The sequence below is a fragment of the Serratia sp. OS31 genome (assembly GCF_014164835.1).
GTDB classification, from domain to species: domain Bacteria; phylum Pseudomonadota; class Gammaproteobacteria; order Enterobacterales; family Enterobacteriaceae; genus Serratia; species Serratia liquefaciens_A.
On the sequence record NZ_JACJFQ010000016.1, the window covers coordinates 1 to 22781 of the forward strand.

Here is a 22781-nt window from a genome sequence, read left to right on the forward strand (position 1 = left end):
ATATAAATATAAAACAAGGCACCCACTGAACCTGAGAATAATTCATCAGTAAAAGTCCCAATTTACACTTAGAGTGTTTCGGGTAAAATATGCAGAATGTTATCAACTTAATATTGTTTTTTAATAAAACCGTTGCAATTCATCATTGCAAAGAATTTTTCGTCTCTTAATGCCCGTATGTTTTATATGAGAACTGCTGTATGTCGGTGCTAAAAACCTTACCCAAACAGATATCTTTATGGGATTTGAATGTGTTTTTTTTGGTGGCAAAACTCCTTAGCTTCAACCGGGCTGCTCTGGAATTAGGGATCACGCCGGGTTACGTAACAAAATGTATCCATTCCCTTGAAAAAGCCCTGGATACCAAACTGTTCGTGCGCACCACCCGTCAGGTTATGTTGAGCAAAAGCGGCGAGTTCTTTTTTATTAAAGTTAAAGATATTCTGGGGGATGTTGAAGATGCCATTTTGGGTGTCAATGCCTTGCAAGATATCACCAGTGGCAATGTCCGAATAAGCTGCAATACCTATTTAGGGCAGAATCATCTTGCACCGGTACTGTCGTTAATGGAACGTCAGAACCCCGGGCTCAACATCTGGCTGGATCTGACTAACCAACAAAACGATTTGATTGCTGACGATATTGATATCGATATCCGGATTGGCAGCGTAAAAGAACCACACCTGGTGGCTTATAAAATAGCCACCAGCTTTCGGGTTCTGTGCGCTTCGCCGCTTTATCTCAAACGCCATGGTACCCCGGAGGAAGTCGACCAACTCGGCGACCATAACTGCATACTGTATCGCCCTCGCGAAGAAAGTATGGGGTTATGGCGGCTTACCGACACCCGCAGCGCAATTGAAAGCAAGGTCAAGGTCAAAGGGACGCTGTCCGCCAGCCACAGTGACGTGGTCAAAAACTGGGCTGTCAAAAATCATGGCATTGCCCTGCTGCCCATATGGGGCATTGCGCCAGAATTGGCGTCTGGGGTTTTGGTCCGAGTGTTACCGCAGTATCAGCAATCAGCTGATATTATCGCAGTGATAAAAAACCAGGAGAAAAAGACTCATCTAATCCGTACCAGTGTGGATTTTATAAAAATGCATTTGCAGGCCAGCCTGCCACCGATGAATATGCTCGATGAACAGAGATAGCAACACAATCTTTGCCAATGCACATGAACAGCAAGGTTTACTCAATGAATAAAGAGATAGATTTAAAACTCTATGGTCTTATTGGTAATAATGAGGATATCCATCTGGAGGTTTACGCGATATTGGGAAAGTGCCTTGCCCATATCGCACTAGCACAAAAAACCGCCAGCAAAGCCTCTGTCCTGACCTATTTGGTTAAAGAAATCGAAGCCCAATCCTGCGATTACACCAGGAAACTTTATCGAGTAGCCATTGAAATAGTTGGCATAAAAAAAGAGGAATAAATTAAGCATGATAAATCAACCCAGTGATTCTTTATGCAGCACCATTCCTTCCAATCAGGAAGTTCATTGTTTCATTTACATAATGATGAGTCTATAGCTAGATTTTTAGTCGTTAAAATAAAAAATTACATCTACCTTTTCATTCTTATCAACGCCACGGGACTAAACGGGCTGACCCCCACACAACGGCAATGGACTAACCTATCTCGAGGCATTAAACGATGAGCAATGAAAACTATATTTACACTCAGTATGATAAATCTGTACTGGCGGACAGCGACGATCCCGGCATTTATAAAAGCATTGACCTGTTCTGGCATTATCAAGAACGAGGAAATTATACGCTGAATGGGCGCGAGTCAGACACGGCGTGGACAGCCGGTATCAACCTCGCTCGCAATCAGCAAAGCTGGAATGGCGTCGGTGAACACGCGAACGGGAAAGGGGCAACGCTAACCTACGCCTTCCCGACCTGGCAGGAACACCGTAAGAATGGCATAGGCGACGGGGGGTTAAGCGGGCTCGATGCTACGCAGAAAGCCTATGCCAAAGCCTCATTACAGGCTTGGGCAGACGTAGCCAACCTGACGTTTAAAGATCTGCCCGCCAACCAAAGCCAGACGGCGCAGATAAAGTTCGGCAATTTTGCCAAAGCCAAAGAGGATGACAGCAACTACGGGTTTTTGCCCCATACTCTGGAAGATGGGCACCCCATTGTTGACGGCTGGGGGCATGATATCTCTGGCCAGGTATGGTTTATCGACCTCCCCGAAAACCGCGATCCGGCCTCTCTTGGCGGCTATGGTGCCCAGGTTTTTACTCATGAACTGGGCCATGCCCTGGGGCTTGATCACCCTGGAACCTATAATGGCGACGGTGCGACCTATCAAAACGATGCCAGATATGTGGAAGACACCAACCAATTTTCCATCATGAGCTATTTTTCAGAGCTCAGTCCCGCCAATAAACCGGCGATTGGGGATTTCCACGGTCATTACGCTTCGGCTCCTTTGATTGATGACATTGCAGCCATGCAGTACCTCTACGGCGCCAATACCCATGCGTTCTCCGGGAATACCGTCTACGGTTTTAACTCAAATACGCAGCGCGGTTATCTTTCCACCGATAGTAACGACAATAAAGTGATCTTCAGCGCCTGGGATACCGGAGGCAACGACACCTTTGATTTTTCGGGTTATACCAGCGCCCAACGCATAAACCTTAACCAGGGATCTTTCTCTGATGTCGGTGGTTTGAAAGGCAACGTGTCGATCACGCAGGGAACCAGTATCGAAAACGCCATAGGGGGCAGCGGCAACGATATTCTGGTCGGTAATGCGCTGAACAACGTACTGAAAGGCGGTGCCGGCAACGACTTTATCTTTGGTGGCGCCGGTGCGGACACGCTATGGGGTGGTGCAGGTAAAGACATTTTCGCTTTCTCCGCCGCAGCGGATTCCACAGCCAAAGCGGCAGATACGATTAAAGACTTCACCACCGGGATCGACAAAATCGATCTGAGCGCTTTCGCCGGCAATATTCAGTTTGTCGCTGCCTTCAGCGGCGGCAGCAACGAGGCGACGATAACCCACAGCGGCAACAACAGTATTCTGGCGCTGGATCTGCACGGCCATGACGCCGGCAACAGTGGCTGGCAGCCTGATTTCCTGGTCAATATCGTCGGCCATGCCAACGCCAGTACGGATTTTATCGTTTAAACCCTTTTTTCCAGGCATCGGCGGGGTCATACCCGCTTTTGGCGAGGGCTTCTTAGGGGGGGCTCTCGCCCTTTTTTAACTCTTTCAGGTATTTGTAAACCGTGGCCCGGCCGAGGGATAACACGTTGGCGATATAATCAGCGGCGCTTTTGGCTTTGAACGCCCCTTCGTTATACAGGTCAATCACCAACTGCTTTTTCTGTTCACGGCTCAATGAACCCAATGAGGCATTTTGCCGGCGGATCCACTCGTGCAGGAAAGTATTGATCTTCTCCTGCCAGTCATCTTTGAATAACTGCTGTGGTTGAGGCTGCAAGCGGGTGACCGACAGGAACATATCCAACGCATTTCTGGCGTCTTCAAAAGTCGCGGTGCTCAAATTAATGCACAGCAGGTAGCGGGGAACGCCCTGTTCGTCTTTTGCGGCAATGCTCACCGATCGCATTTTCTTGCCATCCCAGTTGAGCTTTTCATAAGGGCCGGTCACCTGGCCTTCGCTGTCGATGTCAAAATCCTCCAAACCGGCATCGTCACCCGGTTTGCGTTTCGACAGATTATTGGCGAGGTACGCCACCTTATTGGTAGAGAGATCGTGTATCACCACTTCCACATTGGGAAAAAACAGCGCTGCAATGCCGTCGGCAACCGACTGCAGTAATTCTAATTGGGACGTGGTTTTCAGCACTTTGCTGTTACTCCATAGCGATAAGGCATGATGATATTGGCCAGTTTTCATCATTGGGTCAGCCGCTTAGCATACCTCAGTTGCCCCGGAATGCCGAGGCCCTCCCGCACCGGACCTACTGTTTTAGCAATCAACGGCCAGGGCGGTGTTAGTTGTTCATGGGTCACTACATCAACCCATTAATGCCACTTTATGGAATTATAAAATCCAGATGGTTTCATTATCTGTCATCACCTGTACTGGTATATTTACTCCCATACTTCTATTTCGGAGATTAAATTTATGAATACGATGATGACTGCGCTGGTGCTGGAAAATTTTGCCGACGAGCAATTTAGCCAAGTTCAATACCCTGTACCAACAGCTGGAGCGGGCCAAGTGCTGGTACGGATACACGCAAGTGGCGTTAACCCTATTGATTATAAAATTCGCCTTGGCGAAGCGCCCTACGCAATGCCAGAGCTACCGGCGGTGCTGGGGACTGATATGGCGGGGGTTACCGTTGCCGTTGGTGATGGCGTCGAACGATTCAATGTCGGTGATGAAGTTTATGGCCTGACCGGTGGCGTTCGTGGACTTCAGGGTTCTCTTGCACAATATGCTGCGGTTGATGTCGATTTACTGGCACTGAAACCCCGTAATTTATCCATGCGTGAAGCCGCTGCCATTCCGTTAACCTTATTAACGGCCTGGGAAGGCCTGGTCGATAATGCGAAGGTAAAGCCGGGGCAGAATGTGCTGGTCCAGGGCGGCGCCGGTGGCGTTGGTCACATGGTTGTGCAACTGGCAAAGGCCATGGGTGCCAATGTCTGGGCCACAGGCTCAACGGCTAAGCAATCACTGATCGCTCAGTTAGGTGCAACACCACTGGATTACACCGCGCTGTCTGCGCAAGAGATCGTGAACAACTGCACCTCAGGCCAGGGCTTTGACATTGTTTATGACACTGTGGGAGGCCAGGTTCTGCAAGATTCGCTGGGCATGACCCGACATTACGGACATATCACCAGTTGTGCCGCGTTCGGTGAGCATAATCTGGCGGTATCTTCGTTACGTTGTGCCACGCTGTCTGGCGTGTTTGTCCTGATGCCCATGCTGTCTGGAGAAGCTCGTGCTCATCATGGTGAAATACTGGAAGCCGCTACCCGCCTGATTGAAGAGGGTAAAATTCATCCGGTTGTCGACATCCGTCATTTCAATCTCGATCAGGCTCTCGACGCGCACCACGCAGTGCAGGACGGTTCGGCATCTATCAAGGTAGTTATTGATATTGAATAAGCTGCTATTGGGGTCGAATGAACCTGTAAATAATTCTGTGTAACTGCCCACTGGTTAAAGGTGATCGCTCTGGCGATCGCCAAACTTGATAATAAAACGGCTCATCCTCCGCCGTCAGTTCTGGATTGGCATACTCCATTTGTTTGACACATCCTGATCGCCAGATAAATAGCTTTTCTGTATAAGGTCAGGTTTCAATATCCGCTAAAATATCAGCCAGATAATCAAATAGCGTCCTAATCCGCAACGATGTTGGCCCACGCTGTGGCCGATAAAGATAGAGCCCCCAGCTTGCGAATGCATTGTTTTCCAGGATCTGAATCAGGTGCCCACTTTTTAAATAAGGCAGTGCCAGAAACCCGGGCATATGTCCAAAACCGACGCCATCGAGCACGGCCTGAAACTCAGCTTCCAGATCATCGGTAATAAAACGTGGATTCGACGGCGTAAAACTTCGCGTGTTCTTGAAACTCCAAGGCCAGCAACGCCCGGTTTTATGATCAATCAATGCTGTCAGCGGGAACAAGTCCAGCTCATCAACACGTTTGGGCATTCCTGTCTGACTAATCAATTCTGGTGTACCGACGGCAAAGAAATGAATTTTAGCCAGCTCACGTGCCACATAACGGTTATCGGGTAAAAAACCGAAGCGAATACCAATGTCTATCCGCTCATCAATCACATCACTGTGTGTATCTGTCAAAATACAGTCCACAACAATATCCGGGTAACGCAGGGAAAATTGCGTTAATGCCGGAATAATAAACTTGCGGCCAAACACGGAAGATACCGTCAGCCGAATGGTTCCCCGCATCTCATCTGACTTTGGCTGCGGTTTTACCGTCAACAAGGTATCGACAGCGTTAACAGCCTGCCGGGCATATTGCGCGAGGCGCTCACCATCGGCCGTTATTTTCATCTGCCGGGTGCTTCGGTAAAACAAAATTTCACCACGCTGCTGTTCGAGTTCTTTCACCGCACGGGTCACCGCCTGAGGTGAGATGCCCAGAAGTATCGCAGCATCTTTGAAGTTTCTTGACTCTGCGACGATACAAAAGATGCGCAACATTTCCAGTTTATTTTGCATGGCAGACCTGAACCGTTGATTGGATTAATTCCATAATCAGGAATTCTGTAATGGAATCTTTTCCACATATTGTAACGTGAGGTGAAGAAATACTGGAATACCCAAATTTGTGTGATTGATACTTTCAGGCCACCCTGCTGGGAGATACCGGCAAAACGATACCGGCTCTTTGTTAAAGGGAAGTTAAAAACTGTACGCATCAGAAAACGGCTGTTCGAGCTGCGCGGTAGCCCACATTTAGCATGCGAAGCATGAGCGTGGAGGATGATTCATTTATTATCAGTCAGTTGTGATTATTTCTGTTCAAGAATAAAACGCTGACAACGCCGATTTAACATGAATTTAACTCTGGCGTCAGGAAACGGCATTGTCAACACGACACTTAAATAAAATGAAACTTTTTGATCACATTCAAGCTTCTGAAAAATAGATAAAAACGGGTTTTATGCATTTTTTATGCATAAAGCATGAGTAGCTCCCGGTACCACCGTACAAAAGTAATTAACTATTCATTTTTGCGTCGCCAAACCGGCTTGAAACCGGCCTGTGGCCCGATGAGTGGGGGCTAACAAGCCGCGTTTTTAATGGTAAATTTAGCGTCGCAAAAGTGTTATGCACTTAGTAATCCACGGTTAAACAAAATAAATACCTATATATAAAAAGGTTGGTTATGGAAAAGCTATCCTACGCTTCAGAAAGCAGCACAACGGCCTGGGCCACCTATCTGCAACAAATCGACCGCGTTGCACCTTATCTCGGTGAGCTGTCGCGTTGGGTTGATACCCTGCGTCACCCTAAGCGTGCGCTGATCGTTGATATTCCTCTGCAAATGGACGACGGTTCAATCCGCCACTTCGAAGGTTTCCGCGTTCAGCACAACCTGTCGCGCGGCCCGGGTAAAGGCGGCATCCGTTACCACCCAGATGTTGATCTCGATGAGGTTATGGCGCTGTCAGCCTGGATGACCATCAAATGTGCGGCAGTCAACCTGCCTTACGGTGGCGCCAAGGGGGGGATCCGCGTCGATCCTTTCAAACTGTCTGAAGGCGAGCTGGAAAGATTGACCCGCCGCTACACCAGCGAAATCGGCTTTATCATCGGCCCACAGAAAGATATTCCCGCACCGGACGTCGGCACCAACTCCAAAGTGATGGCCTGGATGATGGATACCTACTCCATGAACCACGGCACTACCATCACCGGCGTCGTCACCGGCAAGCCTATTCACCTCGGCGGCTCTCTGGGCCGTGAAAAAGCGACCGGCCGTGGCGTGTTCGTTACCGGTTGTGAAGTGGCCAAACGTTTGGGTGTACAGCTCGAAGGTGCCAAAGTGGCAGTACAGGGCTTTGGTAACGTGGGCAGCGAAGCGGCCCGCCTGTTCGTCGGCATCGGCGCACGCGTAGTGGTGATCCAGGACCACTCAGCTACCCTGTCCAACCCGGACGGTATCGACCTGAACGCGCTGACCGAATGGCAAGCCAAGAACAAGCAGATCGCCGGCTTCCCTGGCGCAAAAGAAATCGAAAGCGAAGCTTTCTGGTCTGTTGACATGGACATCCTGATCCCAGCCGCCCTGGAAGGTCAGATCACCCGTCAACGTGCAGAAATTCTCAGCGCCAAGCTGGTACTGGAAGGGGCGAACGGCCCAACCTATCCAGATGCGGACGACGTTCTGCGTTCACGCAACATCACCGTAGTGCCTGACGTTATCTGTAACGCCGGCGGCGTGACCGTCAGTTACTTTGAGTGGGTGCAGGACATGGCCAGCTACTTCTGGAGCGAAAGCGAAATCAACGAGCGTATGGACAAGATCATGACCGACGCTATGGTTCACGTTTGGAACAAGTCCGAAGAGAAGAAGTGCAGCCTGCGCACCGCGGCTTATATCGTCGCCTGTGAGCGTATCCTGACCGCACGTAAAGAGCGTGGCATTTACCCAGGTTAATGCGTTATCCCTCCCGGCTTGCTTTGCAGGCCGGGATTATTTCCAAACAGAGCCCTTCAGCGCAGTAACCTTTTCAACACCTTTCCGGTGCTGGTCATCGGTAGCTGTTCTACAAACTCCACGATACGCGGATATTTAAACGCCGCCAGTCGCTCTTTGGTCCAGGTAATCAAGGCTTCTTCCGTTACCACCTCGTCCAGATCTTTCAACACCACTACCGCTTTAATTTCCTCTCCCAGCGATGGATGCGGCACCCCGATCACCGCCACGAAGGAAACGGCCGGATGGCGAATCATCAGTTCCTCCACTTCGCGCGGATAAACGTTGAATCCCCCGCGGATAATCACGTCTTTCGACCTGTCGACAATAAAATAAAAGCCATCGGCGTCTCGCCGCGCCAGATCGCCGGTTCTAAACCAGCCGTTTTCCAGAACTTCGGCCGTGGCCTCCGGTCGGTTAAGGTAACCTTTCATCACGTTGTGACCGCGTACCGCTAACTCACCGACCTGATCGCTGCCCGTTATTGTTTTGCCGGTGATATCAACGAGCCGGACTTCAACGCCCCAGATCGGTTGGCCGATAGATCCCACTTTGTTAACGCGTCCTGGGTGATTGAAGGTAGCAACCGGGCTGGTTTCCGATAGCCCATACCCCTCCAGAATGTTAACGCCGAAACGACGGGCAAAATCTTCAATGATCTGCACCGGCAAACTGGCTCCGCCGGAGACCGCCATGCGCAGATTTTTGCGCAACAGCGCCAGATCTACGCTGTCGTCCAGCGCGTTCAGCAATGCCCAATACATGGTAGGTACGCCGGCGAAAAAAGTGATGGCGTGCTTTTGCATCAGCGAGATAGCCAACTTTGCATCAAAACGCGGAACCAGCACCAGCGTCGCCCCCAAGGCAAAGCCGGCATTCATCTGGACGGTCGAGCCGAAAGTATGGAACAGCGGCAGCGTCACCAAATGGCGATCGGGGCGTTCTACCGAGCTGTTGAATAACTGCACCGAACCCAGCGCATTCAATACCAGGTTGGAATGGGTCAACTCCGCGCCTTTGGCACGACCGGTGGTTCCGCTGGTGTAGAGGATCACTGCGGTATCGGACTCCAGGGTGCTGGCACTGTCAAAATCAGCAGGTTGCTGGCGGATGGCCTGGCTGAAACGGTCGCCGCTCAGCGGCACGCTGTCACCGATAATAATGAAATCGCGGCACTGTTGAGCGGAATCGAACGCGATTTTTGCCTCTTCCCCCAACGTCAATCCCTGGCCCCCTTCAAAGCAAAAGAAGGCCACCGCCTGCGAATCCTGCAGATAGTATTCAAACTCCCCCGCTTTCAGCAAGGTATTTAAAGGCACCACCACCGCACCTGCTTTGAGAATGCCGAAATAAATAGCCGGAAACTCCCAACGGTTGGGGCAGGCCAGCGCCACCCGCTCCCCCGGTTTCACGCCCCGCCCCCTCAGCAGATGGGCGACCTGGTTGGCGAATCGATCGAGTTCGACATAGCTAAGCTGGACTTCGTCCTGAACCAGTGCCAGACGATCTGGGAAAGTACGCGCACTCTCTTCAAGCAATGTGGCCAAATTAAGCATGTGAGGGTCTCATGAGCAGAAACCGGGAAGCCCGGTGAGTCAATGATTGAGATACTGCGCCACCTCATTGAGGTTGATCTCCCTGAACCGCCTCCGGCGGTAAAATCAGTATAGATGCATCCACGCCAGGAGCAGGTTCGCGTTCCACCCAGCGGTAGGCTATATGTTAGGGATTATTCCTCCCGGAGATCCCCGTATGAGCAAGAAAAAGATCCTGATGCTGGTTGGTGATTACGCTGAAGATTATGAAACCATGGTGCCCTTTCAGGCATTGCAGATGATTGGCCATCAGGTGGATGCCGTCTGCCCGGACAAGGCCAAAGGCGATTACATCATGACGGCAATCCATGATTTCGACGGCGCGCAGACCTACAGTGAAAAACCTGGCCACCGTTTTACCCTCAATGCCGACTTTGCCGCGGCAAAAGAAGAAGACTACGACGCTCTGTTGATCCCCGGCGGCAGAGCGCCCGAGTATCTGCGCCTGAACCCGCAGGTTATCAAGCTGGTGCAGGCTTTTGATGCCGCGCGCAAACCCATCGCCGCCGTGTGTCACGGCCCGCAGCTGTTGGCCGCCGCCGGGGTGCTTAAAGGCAGAACCTGCAGCGCCTATCCGGCCTGCGCCCCGGAAGTGCAGCTGGCCGGTGGTCACTATGCGGATATCGGTATCGATCAGGCCCATGTTGACGGCAATCTGGTGACCGCCCCTGCCTGGCCGGCGCACCCGCAATGGTTGGCAAAATTTGCCGAGCTGCTGGCACAATAATCCCGTTAAAAGGCCCGCAATTTCTTTGCGGGCCTGAAACTGCATTCGGCGCGATGAGTTAACTCATCCAATATTGGATCATTTTAATTGCTCAATCAGAAAGTGAATGTCATAAAGCCAGCGTTTGGCCCGGGCGGATCGCACCAGCATATAAACATACAATGGCCGGATCCTTTCCATTTCAAGATCCCAGTGATTCGCTCGACGATTTGATGAGGAGAACAATAACGCCGATTTTGACTCCTGACGAAAATACAGCTCATGATTGTAATTGCTGCTGTCGATGAGAAAGGCGTCAAAATAGCCACGCATTAGCGTTTCCGACATTGGCAAGGACAGGTGTAGCTCTTTGTTTATTTCCGTGTTGAGAGTAACGGCTACCCCCTTTTTAAGCAGGCTGGGCGAATTATAGCGATCAATCACTGAAATGACCTGTTGCTGAATATCACTTTCCATTTCAACCTCAATATATTTGGCCGCGAGAATGATGCGATATCATTCAGACCCTGCTGATGGTGACGAGTTCTCCATCGTCTGGTCATTTTCCCTTTCTTTACACTTCCACCACAGAATGAATATAAAAAAACGCAGCGTGCTATCACCACACTGCGTAATTTAATTATTGCCCAGGCTTAAATCTTATTGGGTTAAAGATCTATTATTGGCAACCACGCCATCGCCCTGCTTTTCTGCCGCGATGCCCCCGCCCAGGACTTTATACAGAGTAATCAGGTTCTGATATTCGGTTTGGCGAGCCGCAATCAGCGACTGCTGGGCGGTATACAGCGTGCGCTGTGCGTCCAGCATAACCAGATAGGTATCTACTCCGTGGCGGTAACGCAGCTCCGCCAGGCGATAATATTCCTGCGAGGCCGCCACATAGCCGGTTTGTGCCGTTAACTGTTCCTGGATTGTGCCCTTGCGTGCCAACGCATCGGCCGTTTCCTGGAATGCCGTCTGCACCGCTTTCTCATAGGTGGCGACGTAGAGATCTTTCTGCGCCTTGGTGTAATTCAACTGCGCCGTATTATAGCCGCCGGTAAAGATTGGCAAGCTGATGCTCGGTGCAAACGACCAAACGCCCGCCCCCTGACTGAACAGGGATGACAGTTCTCCACTGCCCACCCCGCCGCTGGCAGTCAGGCTGATAGACGGGAAGAACGCCGCGCGGGCAGAACCGATATTGGCATTGGCGGCCTTCAGATTATGCTCGGCTTCCAGCACGTCCGGACGGTTCAGCAGCACCTGCGACGAGACATTGGCCGGCAGGTCTTTCATGATGCCAGACAACGCGTCGATCCCATCAGGTAACAGGCTTTCCGGCACGCTTTGCCCGACCACCAGATCCAGCGCATTTTTCGCCTGCGCCGCGCTGGTGGTGTAGCTGGCTACGTCCGAACGCGCCTGCTGATACACCGTCTCCGCCGACGCCACGTCAACCATCGACAAAATGCCGTTTTGCTGGTTCTTGCGCGTTACCGCCAGCGACTGTTTGGCACTTTCCATGGTGCCTTTGGCCGCGGCCAGATTGCTGCGTTCTGCCGCCACGTTCACCCAGTCGGTCACGATATCGGCAATCAGTGCCAAACGGGTACTTTTAGCCGCTTCGGACTCCGCCAAATAGCTCTCGAATTTAGAGCGAGTCAGGCTGCGATTTTTGCCAAACAGATCCAACTCGAAGGCGCTGGTGCTGGCGTTAGCCTCGTAGCTTTGGCTAATCGCAGTGGCGTTGTTTGCCCCACCGGTCAGAGCGCGTGAACGCGTTCCTTCCAGACCGGCATTGATGGTAGGAAACAGATCGGCACGCTGCTCACCGTAGAGCGCCCTGGCAGATTCGATGTTGGCAATGGCCTCGCGCAAATCGCGACTGCTGCTCAGCCCCATCTCCACCACCTGCCGTAATCGGCTATCAACCACATAGTCGCGCCATGGGATGTCCGGGTAGCTCAATGACAATTTACCGGAGGGCGCGGTATAAGCCGCCCCTTGCGGCAGCGTTGAGGGCACCGGCGCCTGCGGGCGCTGATAGTCCGGATCCAGTGAGATACACCCCGCCAGCACCAGCGGAAAGGTCAAAGTGATTAAACGTTGCAGCACGTTATTCTCCTGCCTGCGGCGCAGTGTTTTCTGTTGGTTTGGCGGGGGTTGTTTTGCGTGAAAACATCCGTCTAACCAATACGTAGAACAAGGGAACGAAGAAGATGGCCAGTAATGTCGCCGTAATGGTGCCGCCGATGATCCCGGTACCAATGGCGATCCGGCTGTTGGCCCCGGCGCCGCTGGAAACCGCCAAGGGCAATACGCCGGCGCTAAACGCCAGGGAGGTCATCAAAATGGGACGCAAGCGCATACGGGAAGCCTCCACGGCGGCGGCGATCAAGGCTTCGCCGCGCTGGTAATTCTCTTCGGCGAATTCGACGATCAGAATGGCGTTCTTGGCCGACAGGCCGATAATGGTTAATAGCGCCACCTGGAAGTAAATGTCGTTTTCCAGCCCACGCAGCGTGATCGCCAGCAGCGACCCCACCAGGCCCATAGGAACAACCATCATCACGGCAAACGGGATCGACCAGCTCTCGTACAGCGCGGCCAGGCACAGGAACACCACCACCAACGAAATGGCATACAAAGATGCTGCCTGCCCGCTGGTCAGTCGTTCCTGATAAGACAGCCCGCTCCACGAGAAGCTGCTGGCCGAGGAGAACTGCGCCGCCAGTTTTTCCATCTCGTCCATTGCCGTGCCGGAACTGGCACCGGCAGCGCCCTCACCGGTGATCTCAAACGACGACAGTCCGTTGTAACGCGACAGATTTTCCGGCCCGTAAATCCAATGTGAAGAGGCAAAGGCAGAGAACGGCGTCATGCTGGTGGTACTGCTGCTGGAGGTGCCGCGAACAAACCACTTGTCGAGATCCTCCGGCTTTGACCGATACTCGACGTCACCTTGCATATAGACCTTTTTCACCCGGTTGCGGTCGATAAAGTCGTTGATGTAGGTGCTGCCGAACGCGCTGGTGAGCGTACTGCTGACGTCGCCGGCGCTCAGGCCCAGCGCCTGCAGTTTGTCGTTGTCGATGTCTACCTGCAGCTGTGGCGTATCCGGCAAGGTGTTGGCGCGAACCGCACTCAGATTTGGGTTTTTCCCGGCGGCGGCGATGATCTGGTCACGCATCACCTGCAACTCCGCACGGGTGGTCGCCCCTTTAGCCTGCAGTTCGAAGGTGAAACCGTCGGACTGGCCGAAGCCGTCAATCGCCGGCGGGCTCATCGAGAACACCTGGGCATCGCGGATCGTGGCAAAGTGCGCCATTGCGCGTTTGGCAATCGCATCGGCGGTATTGGCACTGCCGGGGCGCTGGCTCCAGTCTTTCAGACTGACAAAGGCCATACCGGCATTTTGCCCGCTGCCGCTGAAACCAAAACCGTTGATGGTGAAAATGGTGCTGACGTTAGCCTTCTCATCGATGAGGAAATAGTCTTTCACCGCATCGCTGACCGCCGAAGTACGGGCATTGGTCGCGCCGGCAGGCAGCGTATATTGCACCATCACCACGCCCTGATCTTCATTGGGCAAAAAGCCGGTCGGCAGCCGCATATACATCACGAAGACGGCGATCAGCAGCAGTCCGTACAGCAGCAGATAGCGCATCGGACTGTGGATCACCCGAGCCACCTTATCGGCGTATTTCTCCTGCAGGCGGTTATAGCCGCGGTTAAATTTGCCCAGCAGGCCTTTGTCGGTCAGATCGTCATGAGCCGATTTCAGCAAGGTGGCACACAACGCCGGCGCCAACGTCAGCGCCAGGATCACTGACAGCACCATCGACGCCACGATGGTAACGGAGAACTGACGGTAGATAACCCCGGTGGAACCACCAAAGAAGGCCATCGGCAGGAACACAGCCGACAGCACCATGGCGATGCCGACCAGTGCCCCGGTGATCTCCTTCATCGATTTTTCCGTCGCCTGGCGCGGCGACAGCTTCTCTTCCCGCATCACGCGCTCGACGTTCTCTACCACCACAATGGCGTCATCCACCAACAGTCCAATCGCCAGCACCATGCCAAACAGCGTCAGGGTGTTGATCGAATAGCCGAAGGCGGCGAGTACGCCAAAGGTGCCCAACAGCACCACCGGCACGGTGATGGTCGGGATCAGCGTAGTACGGAGGTTTTGCAGGAACACAAACATCACGATCACCACCAACACCACCGCCTCGATCAGCGTTTTCACCACTTCTTCGATCGAGATATTAATAAAATCGGTGCTGTCTTTCGGGTAGGCCACCTTGTAACCGTCGGGCATCGAAGTCTGGTATTCCGCCACCTTGGCTTTTACCAGCTTGGCGGTATTGAGCGCATTGGCACCGGCGGCCAGTTTCACCGCGATGCCTGAGGCTGGATGCCCATTCAAACGGGCGCTGGAGGAGTAGTCCTCGTTACCCAATTCCACCCGTGCGACGTCGCCCAGGCGCACCAGTGCGCCGCTGCTGTCACTCTTGAGAATGATGTTGCGGAACTGCTCCGGCGTTTGCAGGCGAGACTGCGCCTTTACCGTTGCGGTCAACTGCTGATCGGCACCGGACGGCAAGTCGCCGACCTTACCGGCGGAAACCTGGGTGTTTTGCGCTTCTATCGCCGTCGACACGTCGGAAGGCATCAGTGAAAAGGACGTCAGCTTGGTCGGGTCAAGCCAGATGCGCATGGCGTATTCCGATCCGAATACCTGCACATCGCCAACCCCTTCAATGCGCGACAGCGGATCCTGAATGTTACTCACCAGATAGTCGGAAATGTCCGCCATGCTGGCCTTGTCGGTTTCGTCATACAGACCGACGATCAGCAAGAAGCTGCTCTGAGATTTTTTGACCGTAACCCCTTGCGCGGTGACCTCGGTAGGCAAACGGCTTTCCGCCTGCTGCACCTTGTTTTGCACCTGCACCTGCGCGATATCCGGATCGGTACCCTGGTCGAAGGTCACGTTAATGCTCACAGAGCCGTCGGAGCTGCTGGTGGCTGAAAAGTAAAGCAGCCCGTCCAGCCCGGTAAGTTGCTGTTCGATGACCTGTGTCACGCTGTTTTCCAGAGTCTCGGCATCGGCGCCCGGATAGGTGGCGGAGATGGATATCTGTGGCGGGGAGACGTCAGGATATTGCGAAATGGGCAGCGAGTTGATCGACATCAGCCCGCACAGCATGATGATGATCGCAATCACCCAGGCGAAAACCGGTCGCCGAATAAAGAACTGCGCCATGGTTACTGCTCCCCGCCGTTAGCCGTCGGTTGTTTCACATCAACCGCTTTGACCTCAACGCCCGCAGCCACCTTATTGGTGCCTTCAACGATCAGACGATCGCCGGCATTCAGGCCCTTGCTGACCAGCCAATTGCTGCCGATAACCTGCTCGGTAATAACCGTGCGTTGCTCCACTTTGTTTTCCGCGTTGACGACCAGCGCCGTGGCTTCCCCCTTGGCGTTACGGGTGATCCCCTGTTGAGGCGCCAAAATCCCTTTGGGGTCGACGCCGTTGTCGACCGTGGCGTGCACATACATGCCGGGCAGCAATTCGTGCTCGGGATTAGGGAACACCGCACGCAGGGTAACGGAGCCTGTTGACTCGTCTACCGCCACTTCCGTCAGCTCCAGTTTGCCGGGGTGGGTATAGGGCGTACCGTCCTCAAGTTTGATCGCTACCGGCGTGACATCGTCACGTTGCAGCGATGCCTGCTGTTTACGCAGTTTGAGCAATTGACTGCTGGACTGAGTGAGATCGACATAAATCGGATCGAGCGCGCGAATGGTCGCCAGGGCATCAGTCTGACTGGCGGTCACCAAAGCGCCCGGCGTAACGGAGGAAATGCCGATACGACCGGAAATCGGTGCACGAACCTGGGTATAGGCAAGATTGATTTTTGCGGTTTCCAGCGCTGCCTGGTATTGCGCAACGGCGGCAACCGCTTCCAGATAGGTCGCCATGGCATCATCCGCATCCTGTTTGGATACGCCATTCTCTTTTACCAGCGCCGCATAGCGCTGGGCTTTCAGGCGGCTGGACTTCACCGTGGCTTCAGCGCTTTTCAACTGAGCGGCAGCCTGATCGTAGCTGGCCTGGTAGGTTGCGGGATCGATCTGATACAGCACCTGCCCAGCCTTGACCTCGGCCCCTTCGGTAAACAGACGCTTTTTGATAATGCCGTCCACCTGGGGGCGAACATCCGAGGTCATGGTGGCATTCACGCGGCCGGTCAAATCGCTGCTTAGCGTTACCGGTTGAGCCTGCAGCGTCGCGACACCCACCTCCTGCACGCCACCGGCGCCGGCGGGTGATCCACCGCTCTGGCCATCACAAGCGGCCAGCAATAACGACAGGCTGACAAGTAAAACCTTTTTCCTCTGCATCGACTATCTATCCTATTGAGAACGTTTATTCTCAATATATAGAAAGCGCTGTTTTTAGTCTGACAGGGTTCCGTAAGGATTGCGTAAAATTGCATCGCAGAGCGTGAGGAGAACCGGTGCGCGCCCACTTTACGCACCGGTTAAGGGCTTTACTTTTGACGAAGGGGGACGTCTTTCAAGAACCAGGTCAATGCGAAGGCCAGCGCCATAACCCCGGCGGCAATCTGATACACCGAGTGAATGGCTCCGCCAAAGGCTTGCAAATAGTCGTTCTGCAACGTCAACGGCAGATGATGCACCGCCGCCGCGCCCAAAGAACGGGGTAACGCCGTCCCTTCAGGCAGCAGGCTGGCCAACCGGCTGTGCAGCACATTGGTAAAAATCGCGCCAAACACGGCGACCCCGATGGAACCGCCGATAGAGCGAAACAGCGTGGCGCTCGAAGTGGCAACGCCCATGTGTTTTGGCTCGACGCTGTTTTGCGCCGCCAGGATCATCACCTGCATCACCATACCCAATCCCAACCCCAGCAGGCTGATGTAGAGATACAGCAGATGCACCGGCGTCGAGTTTTTCAGCGTCCCCAGCAGTATCATCCCGGCCAGGGCGCAGCAGGTGCCTATAATCGGAAAAATGCGGTATTTGCCGCGCTTGCTGATTAATCGCCCGCTGACGATGGAGCTGAACATAATCCCCCCCATCAGCGGTAACAGTTGCATCCCGGCCTGGGTCGGCGTGGAATTCTTCACCACCTGCAAATACAGCGGCAGGAAAGTCACCGAACCAAACAGCGACATCCCGACGATAAAGCCGACCAATGCGCACAGCAAAAAGGTCCGGTTGCGGAACAAGTCGAGCGGAATGATAGGCTCGCTCGCCAGCCGTTCTTCGTAGATAAAACCGCCCAACGACACCAGGCCAAAGGCCAGAATGCACCACAATTGGCCGTCCGACCAGGCCATTACCGTGCCGCCCTGGCTGGTAAACAGGATAATGCAGGTCAGGGCTGCGGCAAGGTAGCCGGCCCCCAGAAAATCGATTTCATGCTTCACGCGGTTGACCCTGGATTGGAACACCGCGCCAATCACCAACAGTGCGAAAATCCCCAGCGGCAGGTTGATATAGAAAATCCATCGCCATGAGAAATGCTGCACCAGCACCCCGCCAATCAACGGGCCCACCACCGTCGCCAGACCAAATACGCCGCCAAACAGCCCCTGATAACGTCCGCGTTCGGCCGGCGGGATCACATCGCCGACCACCGCCATGGTGACGACCAGCAACCCGCCACCACCCAGCCCCTGCAAGGCACGCATCAGGACAAGCTGGGTCATGTTTTGTGCCAACCCGCACAGCACCGAACCGAGCAGGAACACCACAATAGCAATCTGCAGCACGATTTTACGGCCGAACAGATCGCCGAACTTGCCATACAGCGGCACCACTATCGTCGATGCCAGCAAATAGGCGGTGACTACCCACGACAGATTTTCCAGCCCGCCGAATTCGCCGACAATGGTCGGTAATGCAGTGGACACAATGGTTTGATCGAGCGCCGCCAGCAACATGACCAGCAGCAACGCAGAGAACAACAACCGGATCGAGGGCGCCTGCCCAGACGCCCCGCTGCTGTCTTCGCTGCCTGCCAGATGACTGATACCCATTAAGGTGAGCTCACTTGTAATTAATTAATTGAGTAATTAATATATGAGTGATTCTTTTCTCCGGTCAATGGATCTCACCGCGATGACAGCACAAAACGTTCAAGCCCCGCGCCGCCCTGGTCGGCCGAGTGGTGGCACCAAGGGTACAGAAAAACGCGAGCACCTGCTGGATACGGCGCTTAATTTGTTTGCCCGTCAGGGCATTGCCGATACTTCGCTCAATGCCATTGCCCGTGAAGCCGGCGTCACCCCCGCCATGCTCCACTACTATTTTCACAACCGTGAACAACTTTTAGACGTGCTGATCGAAGAGCGTTTCCTGCCGGTACGGCTGGCCGCCGGCAGCGTTTTTGACGCCAATGCGGACGATCCTATCGCCGCCTTCACCCAACTGGCCCAAAGGTTTATCGATATCTCCACCGCGCACCCCTGGTTCGCCCCGCTGTGGTTGCGAGAAGTGATGAGTGATAACGGCGTGCTGAAGCAACGGATGGACGAGCGTTTTGGCGATGCGCAACGCAAAGCGGCCCTGAAGTCGATAACTCGCTGGCAGGCAGAAGGCAAGTTGAATGCCGATCTGGAACCCTCTTTGCTGTTTATTACCCTGTTTGGCATGACGCTGCTGCCGCTGGCTACCGCGCCGAAATGGCACAGTGACAACAACAGCCACGGTCCGCAGAGCGCCGAAGTTATCGCGCGGCACGCCATTGCGCTGTTAAGTCACGGCCTGGGGCCGCAGCGCTAAAAGTGACGTTTCATGAGTGACGGCAATTCACTCTTTTACGCCAGGCCGGTGAAATGAGAGATTGCCATTTTTCCTTAACAGGAACAGCGCGAGCCCCTCTCTTGATAAGGCTAGAATTCGCTCGGGGAATTTCTATACCTCAGTCAAAAAATCTATGAATTTTCTTATTTTTAGAGGGACGTAGCGAGCGTAGGGATAAATTAGGATAAAGGGTCTTGAGATACCTGCATAGGCGGGTAAAATCTCGATGAGCTCACCGCGTTGTAGCTCCTGCTCGACGGTAAAGCGGTAAACCTGCATAAGTCCTGCGCCGTTTTTAACCAGCGTCAGGGTCGCAAGAAAATCCTCCTGACATAAAAAGCGGCCCGTAGTCTCCACGTTAATGACCTTTCCGTGTTCAATAAACGTCCAGGGTGTTTTTCTGCCAGTGCTGGGCAATGCGTACTGAATGCATTCGTGATTTATCAAATCTGCAGGTACAACAGGCGCCGGATGATGTTGCAGGTAAGATGGCGTGCCTACCACAATGAGCTCCGCATCCTCTAACCGACGAGCAACCATACCTGAGTCGTTCAGTTCACTTCCCCTGATGGCAACGTCAAACTTATCCTCTGAGAAATCGATATTTTGATTGCTCACGTGCAGATTTATCTTCAGATCTGGGTAGCGGGAGCAGAACTCACTCAATCGGGGCAACAGGCGGTAGTGTGCATAAAGTGTCGGTGCGCTGATACCAAGGACGCCTACCGGCATTTGCCGCTCGCCAGAAATCTTAATCTCAGCCTCAACCAATAGGCTCAGCGCCTTACGGCAGTCCAGATAATAACTCTGACCAGCATCCGTTGTGCGCATACTCCGCGTAGTTCTGATAAACAGCTTGGCCTGCAACCGTTCTTCCAGCCGGGCTATCGAGCGGCTGACCGCGGCAGGGGTGACTCCTGCCGCGTTGGCGGCCGCCGTAAAGTTGCCGGTTTCTACAGTGAGGCAGAACAATTCTATGCTGCCCATTTGTATATCATCGAAATAACGCTGCACCACGGCTCCAGGTTAATTAATTACATCATGTATAAATTAAAGTTCTTTTTCGTCTGTTTTTCAATTTATTGTTATGTATTACCGTGCATGCATGGCAAATGGTTGCCCTGATGAGGACGCATAATGAGCAGAATTAAAACGGTTATTGTTACTGGTGCATCGAGTGGTTTGGGCTTCGCCATTGCGGAGGCTTACCTGGCTCGGGGTTATAATGTGGTCGCCAATGCCCGTTCACTGGAGAACTTGCAGTCGGCGGCTGACAAGCTTGGTCAGCCTGCAAACCTGCTGTTGGTACCGGGAGATATTGCACTGCCGGCAACCGCCGACCGGCTGTTCGAACTGGCAGTACAACGATTTGGTCAGGTGGATATCCTGGTCAATAATGCCGGGATATTTATTGCTAAACCAATAGCTGAATATACCGCACAAGATGTAGAAGCCATGGTTGATACCAATCTTAAAGGCTTCTTCTACCCAGCGCAGGCGGCAGCCAAACATATGTCGCAGTATGGCTCAGGCCATATCATCGCTATTACCGCTTCTATAGCCATGCAGCCCAATAATAAAGTCCCTGCACTGTTACCGGTGCTGATTAAAGGCGGCTTAAATCATGCTGTACGCGGACTTGCGCTTGAACTGGCGCAGTATAACGTGATGGTCAATGCCGTCGCACCCGGCATTATCGCCACGCCAATGCATGGTTCCGATGAGCAAGGCATTGAATTTATGAAACAGCTGGCACCCACGGGGCGTATTGGTCAACCACAGGATATCGTAGATGCGGTGCTGTACCTCACCGACGCCAATTTTGTTACGGGGACAGTCGCTACTGTAGACGGCGGCTCCACTGCCGGTGTCTGGTAAAGGTTAACTTGCTATGCCATATGTCAATATTAAAGTCACCGATGAAGCGGTAAGCGCCGAGCACAAACGCCTGTTGATTGAAGGGGTGAGTAAATTGTTGGAACAGGTACTGAATAAGCCGCGTCATACTACTTTTGTAGTCATTGATGAGGTAGCTACCGACAACTGGGGCGTGGGAGGACAGAGCGTGACCGAACTGCGCAAGAGTCAGCTTCAACAGTGAAGCGGTAAAATCGTTATTTCCTGTTTTAGGGGGCACGGCAGGTGCCCCCTAGAAGCGATTGATCTGCCTTAAACGGCCGGCAGTTGGCTGGTCACGCAATGGATCCCCCCACCGCCGGCGGCGATAGCGTCGATATTCAACTGCACCACTTCACGCTGCGGATAAAGCGCCGTCAATAATTCCAAGGCTGCGGCATCCGCTTCAGCATCGCCAAACTCCGGAGCGATAATCGCGCCGTTGATGACAAAGTAATTGATGTAACCGGCGGCAAAATCGGCATTGCCCTTGCTGAAGCGGCTACGTCGTGGATCCAGCGGTGGCGACACCGTATGCACCTGTATCTTGCGCCCATCGGCATCCGTGGCCTGTTTGAGGATCGCCAGGTGATCCAGCGTGACCTGATGGTCGTAGGACTCCGGATCGCTGTCCAGGTTGGCGATCACCACGCCTGGGCTGACGAAACGGGCATAAAAATCGACGTGAGCGTCGGTAATGTCTTTGCCCTTAATCCCCGGCAGCCAGATGATTTTTCGCAGGCCCAGCATCGCTTTGAGCTCTTGCTCTACCCGATCGCGGCTCCAGCCAGGGTTGCGGTTGCGATTGACCCAGCTGCTCTCGGTCATGATGCCGGTGCCATGGCCATCCACTTCGATGCCACCGCCTTCCCCTACCAGCGCACTGCGGCGCAGTGGGTTAACGCCGAAATGCCTGGCCTGGAAAGCGGCCAACTGAGCATCCTTACCGTGCCGTTGCTTATTGCCCCAACCGTTAAAATTGAAGTCCACCGCCGCCAACTCCCCCGCGTGGTTGGTAACGAAGTTGGCACCGATATCGCGCATCCAAATATCATCGAGCTCGGTAATGACAAAGTTCACATTGTGGCTGCCGCATTTTTTCTCTGCCAACTCTCGTTCGCGTTCACGGCAAAATACCGTCAGCGGCTGGTAAACCGCGATAGCACGGGCAATGCGGCCCAGGGCATCTTGCACGTCCGCCGTGAACTCACCCCAAATCGCCCGCTGTGCGCCAAAAGCGATAAATGCACATTGCTGAGGCTCGCCCTCATCGGGCATGCGCCAGCTTCCGCCAGCCGTTTTCTGAGCCGCGTGGCTGGACAATGATGCCAGCCCCATCGAGGCCGTCAGGCTAATGCCGGCGATCAGGGAAGCCCGTTTGATAAATTCACGACGTGTTGACATGGTTTGCTCCTGTATTGCCGCCAAAACAATTAGCTAATCTATTCAGCAAAAGACGGCGTGATGTCGATAACGGCTATGTTAAGCCCTTTAATCCAGGTAAAACAAAGGATACATTTAGCGGACACCTGATTAGATAGGCT

Annotated in this window: 19 protein-coding genes; 9 read left to right on the forward strand and 10 right to left on the reverse strand. The window is 53.4% G+C overall.

Annotation, left to right across the window (positions count from 1 at the left end):
• Positions 1-200 precede the first annotated feature (200 nt).
• The 3 genes from H5P17_RS14560 (at position 201) to H5P17_RS14570 (ending at position 3156) form a co-directional block, all read left to right on the forward strand.
• Positions 201-1154, forward strand: a complete 954-nt coding sequence (locus H5P17_RS14560; RefSeq protein WP_044551213.1) for a LysR substrate-binding domain-containing protein — start codon at positions 201-203, stop codon at positions 1152-1154.
• A gap of 44 nt (positions 1155-1198) precedes the next feature.
• Complete coding sequence (locus H5P17_RS14565) at positions 1199-1438, forward strand: hypothetical protein (RefSeq protein WP_182823607.1); 240 nt, start codon at positions 1199-1201, stop codon at positions 1436-1438.
• A 221-nt stretch (positions 1439-1659) separates the two neighbouring features.
• A complete protein-coding gene (locus tag H5P17_RS14570; protein ID WP_182823609.1) occupies positions 1660-3156 on the forward strand; it encodes a serralysin family metalloprotease in 1497 nt (498 codons plus the stop codon).
• 52 nt (positions 3157-3208) lie between these two features.
• On the opposite strand, the gene H5P17_RS14575 is transcribed toward H5P17_RS14570, so the two are convergent.
• Positions 3209-3841, reverse strand: a complete 633-nt coding sequence (locus H5P17_RS14575) for a transcriptional regulator (protein ID WP_044551215.1) — start codon at positions 3839-3841, stop codon at positions 3209-3211.
• A 282-nt stretch (positions 3842-4123) separates the two neighbouring features.
• On the opposite strand from H5P17_RS14575, the gene H5P17_RS14580 reads away from it, so the two are divergent.
• Entirely contained in the window at positions 4124-5119 is a 996-nt protein-coding gene (locus tag H5P17_RS14580; RefSeq protein WP_182823611.1) for a zinc-dependent alcohol dehydrogenase family protein, read from the forward strand.
• A gap of 187 nt (positions 5120-5306) precedes the next feature.
• Here H5P17_RS14580 and H5P17_RS14585 read toward each other — a convergent pair whose 3' ends face one another.
• The gene (locus H5P17_RS14585; protein ID WP_182823613.1) at positions 5307-6206 is read right to left on the reverse strand and encodes a LysR family transcriptional regulator; all 900 of its coding nucleotides are present in this window, start codon (positions 6204-6206) and stop codon (positions 5307-5309) included.
• Between the two features lie 670 nt (positions 6207-6876).
• Here H5P17_RS14585 and H5P17_RS14590 point away from each other — a divergent pair.
• On the forward strand, positions 6877-8151 hold the full coding sequence (locus H5P17_RS14590) for a Glu/Leu/Phe/Val dehydrogenase (protein ID WP_020826943.1): 1275 nt from the start codon (positions 6877-6879) through the stop codon (positions 8149-8151).
• Between the two features lie 56 nt (positions 8152-8207).
• On the opposite strand, the gene H5P17_RS14595 is transcribed toward H5P17_RS14590, so the two are convergent.
• A complete protein-coding gene (locus H5P17_RS14595; RefSeq protein ID WP_182823615.1) occupies positions 8208-9746 on the reverse strand; it encodes a long-chain fatty acid--CoA ligase in 1539 nt (512 codons plus the stop codon).
• A 196-nt stretch (positions 9747-9942) separates the two neighbouring features.
• On the opposite strand from H5P17_RS14595, the gene H5P17_RS14600 reads away from it, so the two are divergent.
• Positions 9943-10512: a DJ-1/PfpI family protein gene (locus H5P17_RS14600; protein ID WP_182823617.1), complete on the forward strand. Its 570-nt coding sequence runs from the start codon at positions 9943-9945 to the stop codon at positions 10510-10512.
• A 78-nt stretch (positions 10513-10590) separates the two neighbouring features.
• Here H5P17_RS14600 and H5P17_RS14605 read toward each other — a convergent pair whose 3' ends face one another.
• The 5 genes from H5P17_RS14605 to H5P17_RS14625 all read right to left on the reverse strand — a co-directional run bounded on the left by H5P17_RS14605 (position 10591) and on the right by H5P17_RS14625 (position 18575).
• Positions 10591-10968: a DUF1493 family protein gene (locus H5P17_RS14605; protein ID WP_020826946.1), complete on the reverse strand. Its 378-nt coding sequence runs from the start codon at positions 10966-10968 to the stop codon at positions 10591-10593.
• A gap of 183 nt (positions 10969-11151) precedes the next feature.
• Positions 11152-12609 carry an efflux transporter outer membrane subunit gene (locus H5P17_RS14610; protein ID WP_182823619.1) on the reverse strand — a complete coding sequence of 486 codons (1458 nt, stop codon included), beginning with the start codon at positions 12607-12609 and terminating at the stop codon, positions 11152-11154.
• Position 12610: 1 nt separating this feature from the next.
• Positions 12611-15766: an efflux RND transporter permease subunit gene (locus tag H5P17_RS14615; RefSeq protein WP_182823621.1), complete on the reverse strand. Its 3156-nt coding sequence runs from the start codon at positions 15764-15766 to the stop codon at positions 12611-12613.
• Positions 15767-15768: 2 nt separating this feature from the next.
• Complete coding sequence (locus H5P17_RS14620; protein WP_182823624.1) at positions 15769-16911, reverse strand: efflux RND transporter periplasmic adaptor subunit; 1143 nt, start codon at positions 16909-16911, stop codon at positions 15769-15771.
• A gap of 149 nt (positions 16912-17060) precedes the next feature.
• Positions 17061-18575, reverse strand: coding sequence for an MDR family MFS transporter (locus H5P17_RS14625; protein ID WP_182823626.1), 1515 nt, complete (start codon positions 18573-18575; stop codon positions 17061-17063).
• Positions 18576-18657: 82 nt separating this feature from the next.
• Here H5P17_RS14625 and H5P17_RS14630 point away from each other — a divergent pair, with 82 nt between their 5' ends.
• On the forward strand, positions 18658-19320 hold the full coding sequence (locus H5P17_RS14630; protein WP_255477923.1) for a TetR/AcrR family transcriptional regulator: 663 nt from the start codon (positions 18658-18660) through the stop codon (positions 19318-19320).
• Positions 19321-19452: 132 nt separating this feature from the next.
• Here the strand turns inward: H5P17_RS14630 and H5P17_RS14635 are convergent, their stop codons facing one another.
• Complete coding sequence (locus H5P17_RS14635; protein ID WP_182823630.1) at positions 19453-20355, reverse strand: LysR family transcriptional regulator; 903 nt, start codon at positions 20353-20355, stop codon at positions 19453-19455.
• Positions 20356-20478: 123 nt separating this feature from the next.
• Between H5P17_RS14635 and H5P17_RS14640 the strand changes: the two genes are divergently transcribed.
• On the forward strand, positions 20479-21219 hold the full coding sequence (locus H5P17_RS14640) for an SDR family NAD(P)-dependent oxidoreductase (RefSeq protein ID WP_044551236.1): 741 nt from the start codon (positions 20479-20481) through the stop codon (positions 21217-21219).
• Positions 21220-21232: 13 nt separating this feature from the next.
• The gene (locus tag H5P17_RS14645) at positions 21233-21442 is read left to right on the forward strand and encodes a 4-oxalocrotonate tautomerase family protein (RefSeq protein WP_044551238.1); all 210 of its coding nucleotides are present in this window, start codon (positions 21233-21235) and stop codon (positions 21440-21442) included.
• Between the two features lie 68 nt (positions 21443-21510).
• Here the strand turns inward: H5P17_RS14645 and H5P17_RS14650 are convergent, their stop codons facing one another.
• Positions 21511-22641 carry an agmatine/peptidylarginine deiminase gene (locus H5P17_RS14650; protein ID WP_182823632.1) on the reverse strand — a complete coding sequence of 377 codons (1131 nt, stop codon included), beginning with the start codon at positions 22639-22641 and terminating at the stop codon, positions 21511-21513.
• Between the last annotated feature and the right edge of the window lie 140 nt (positions 22642-22781).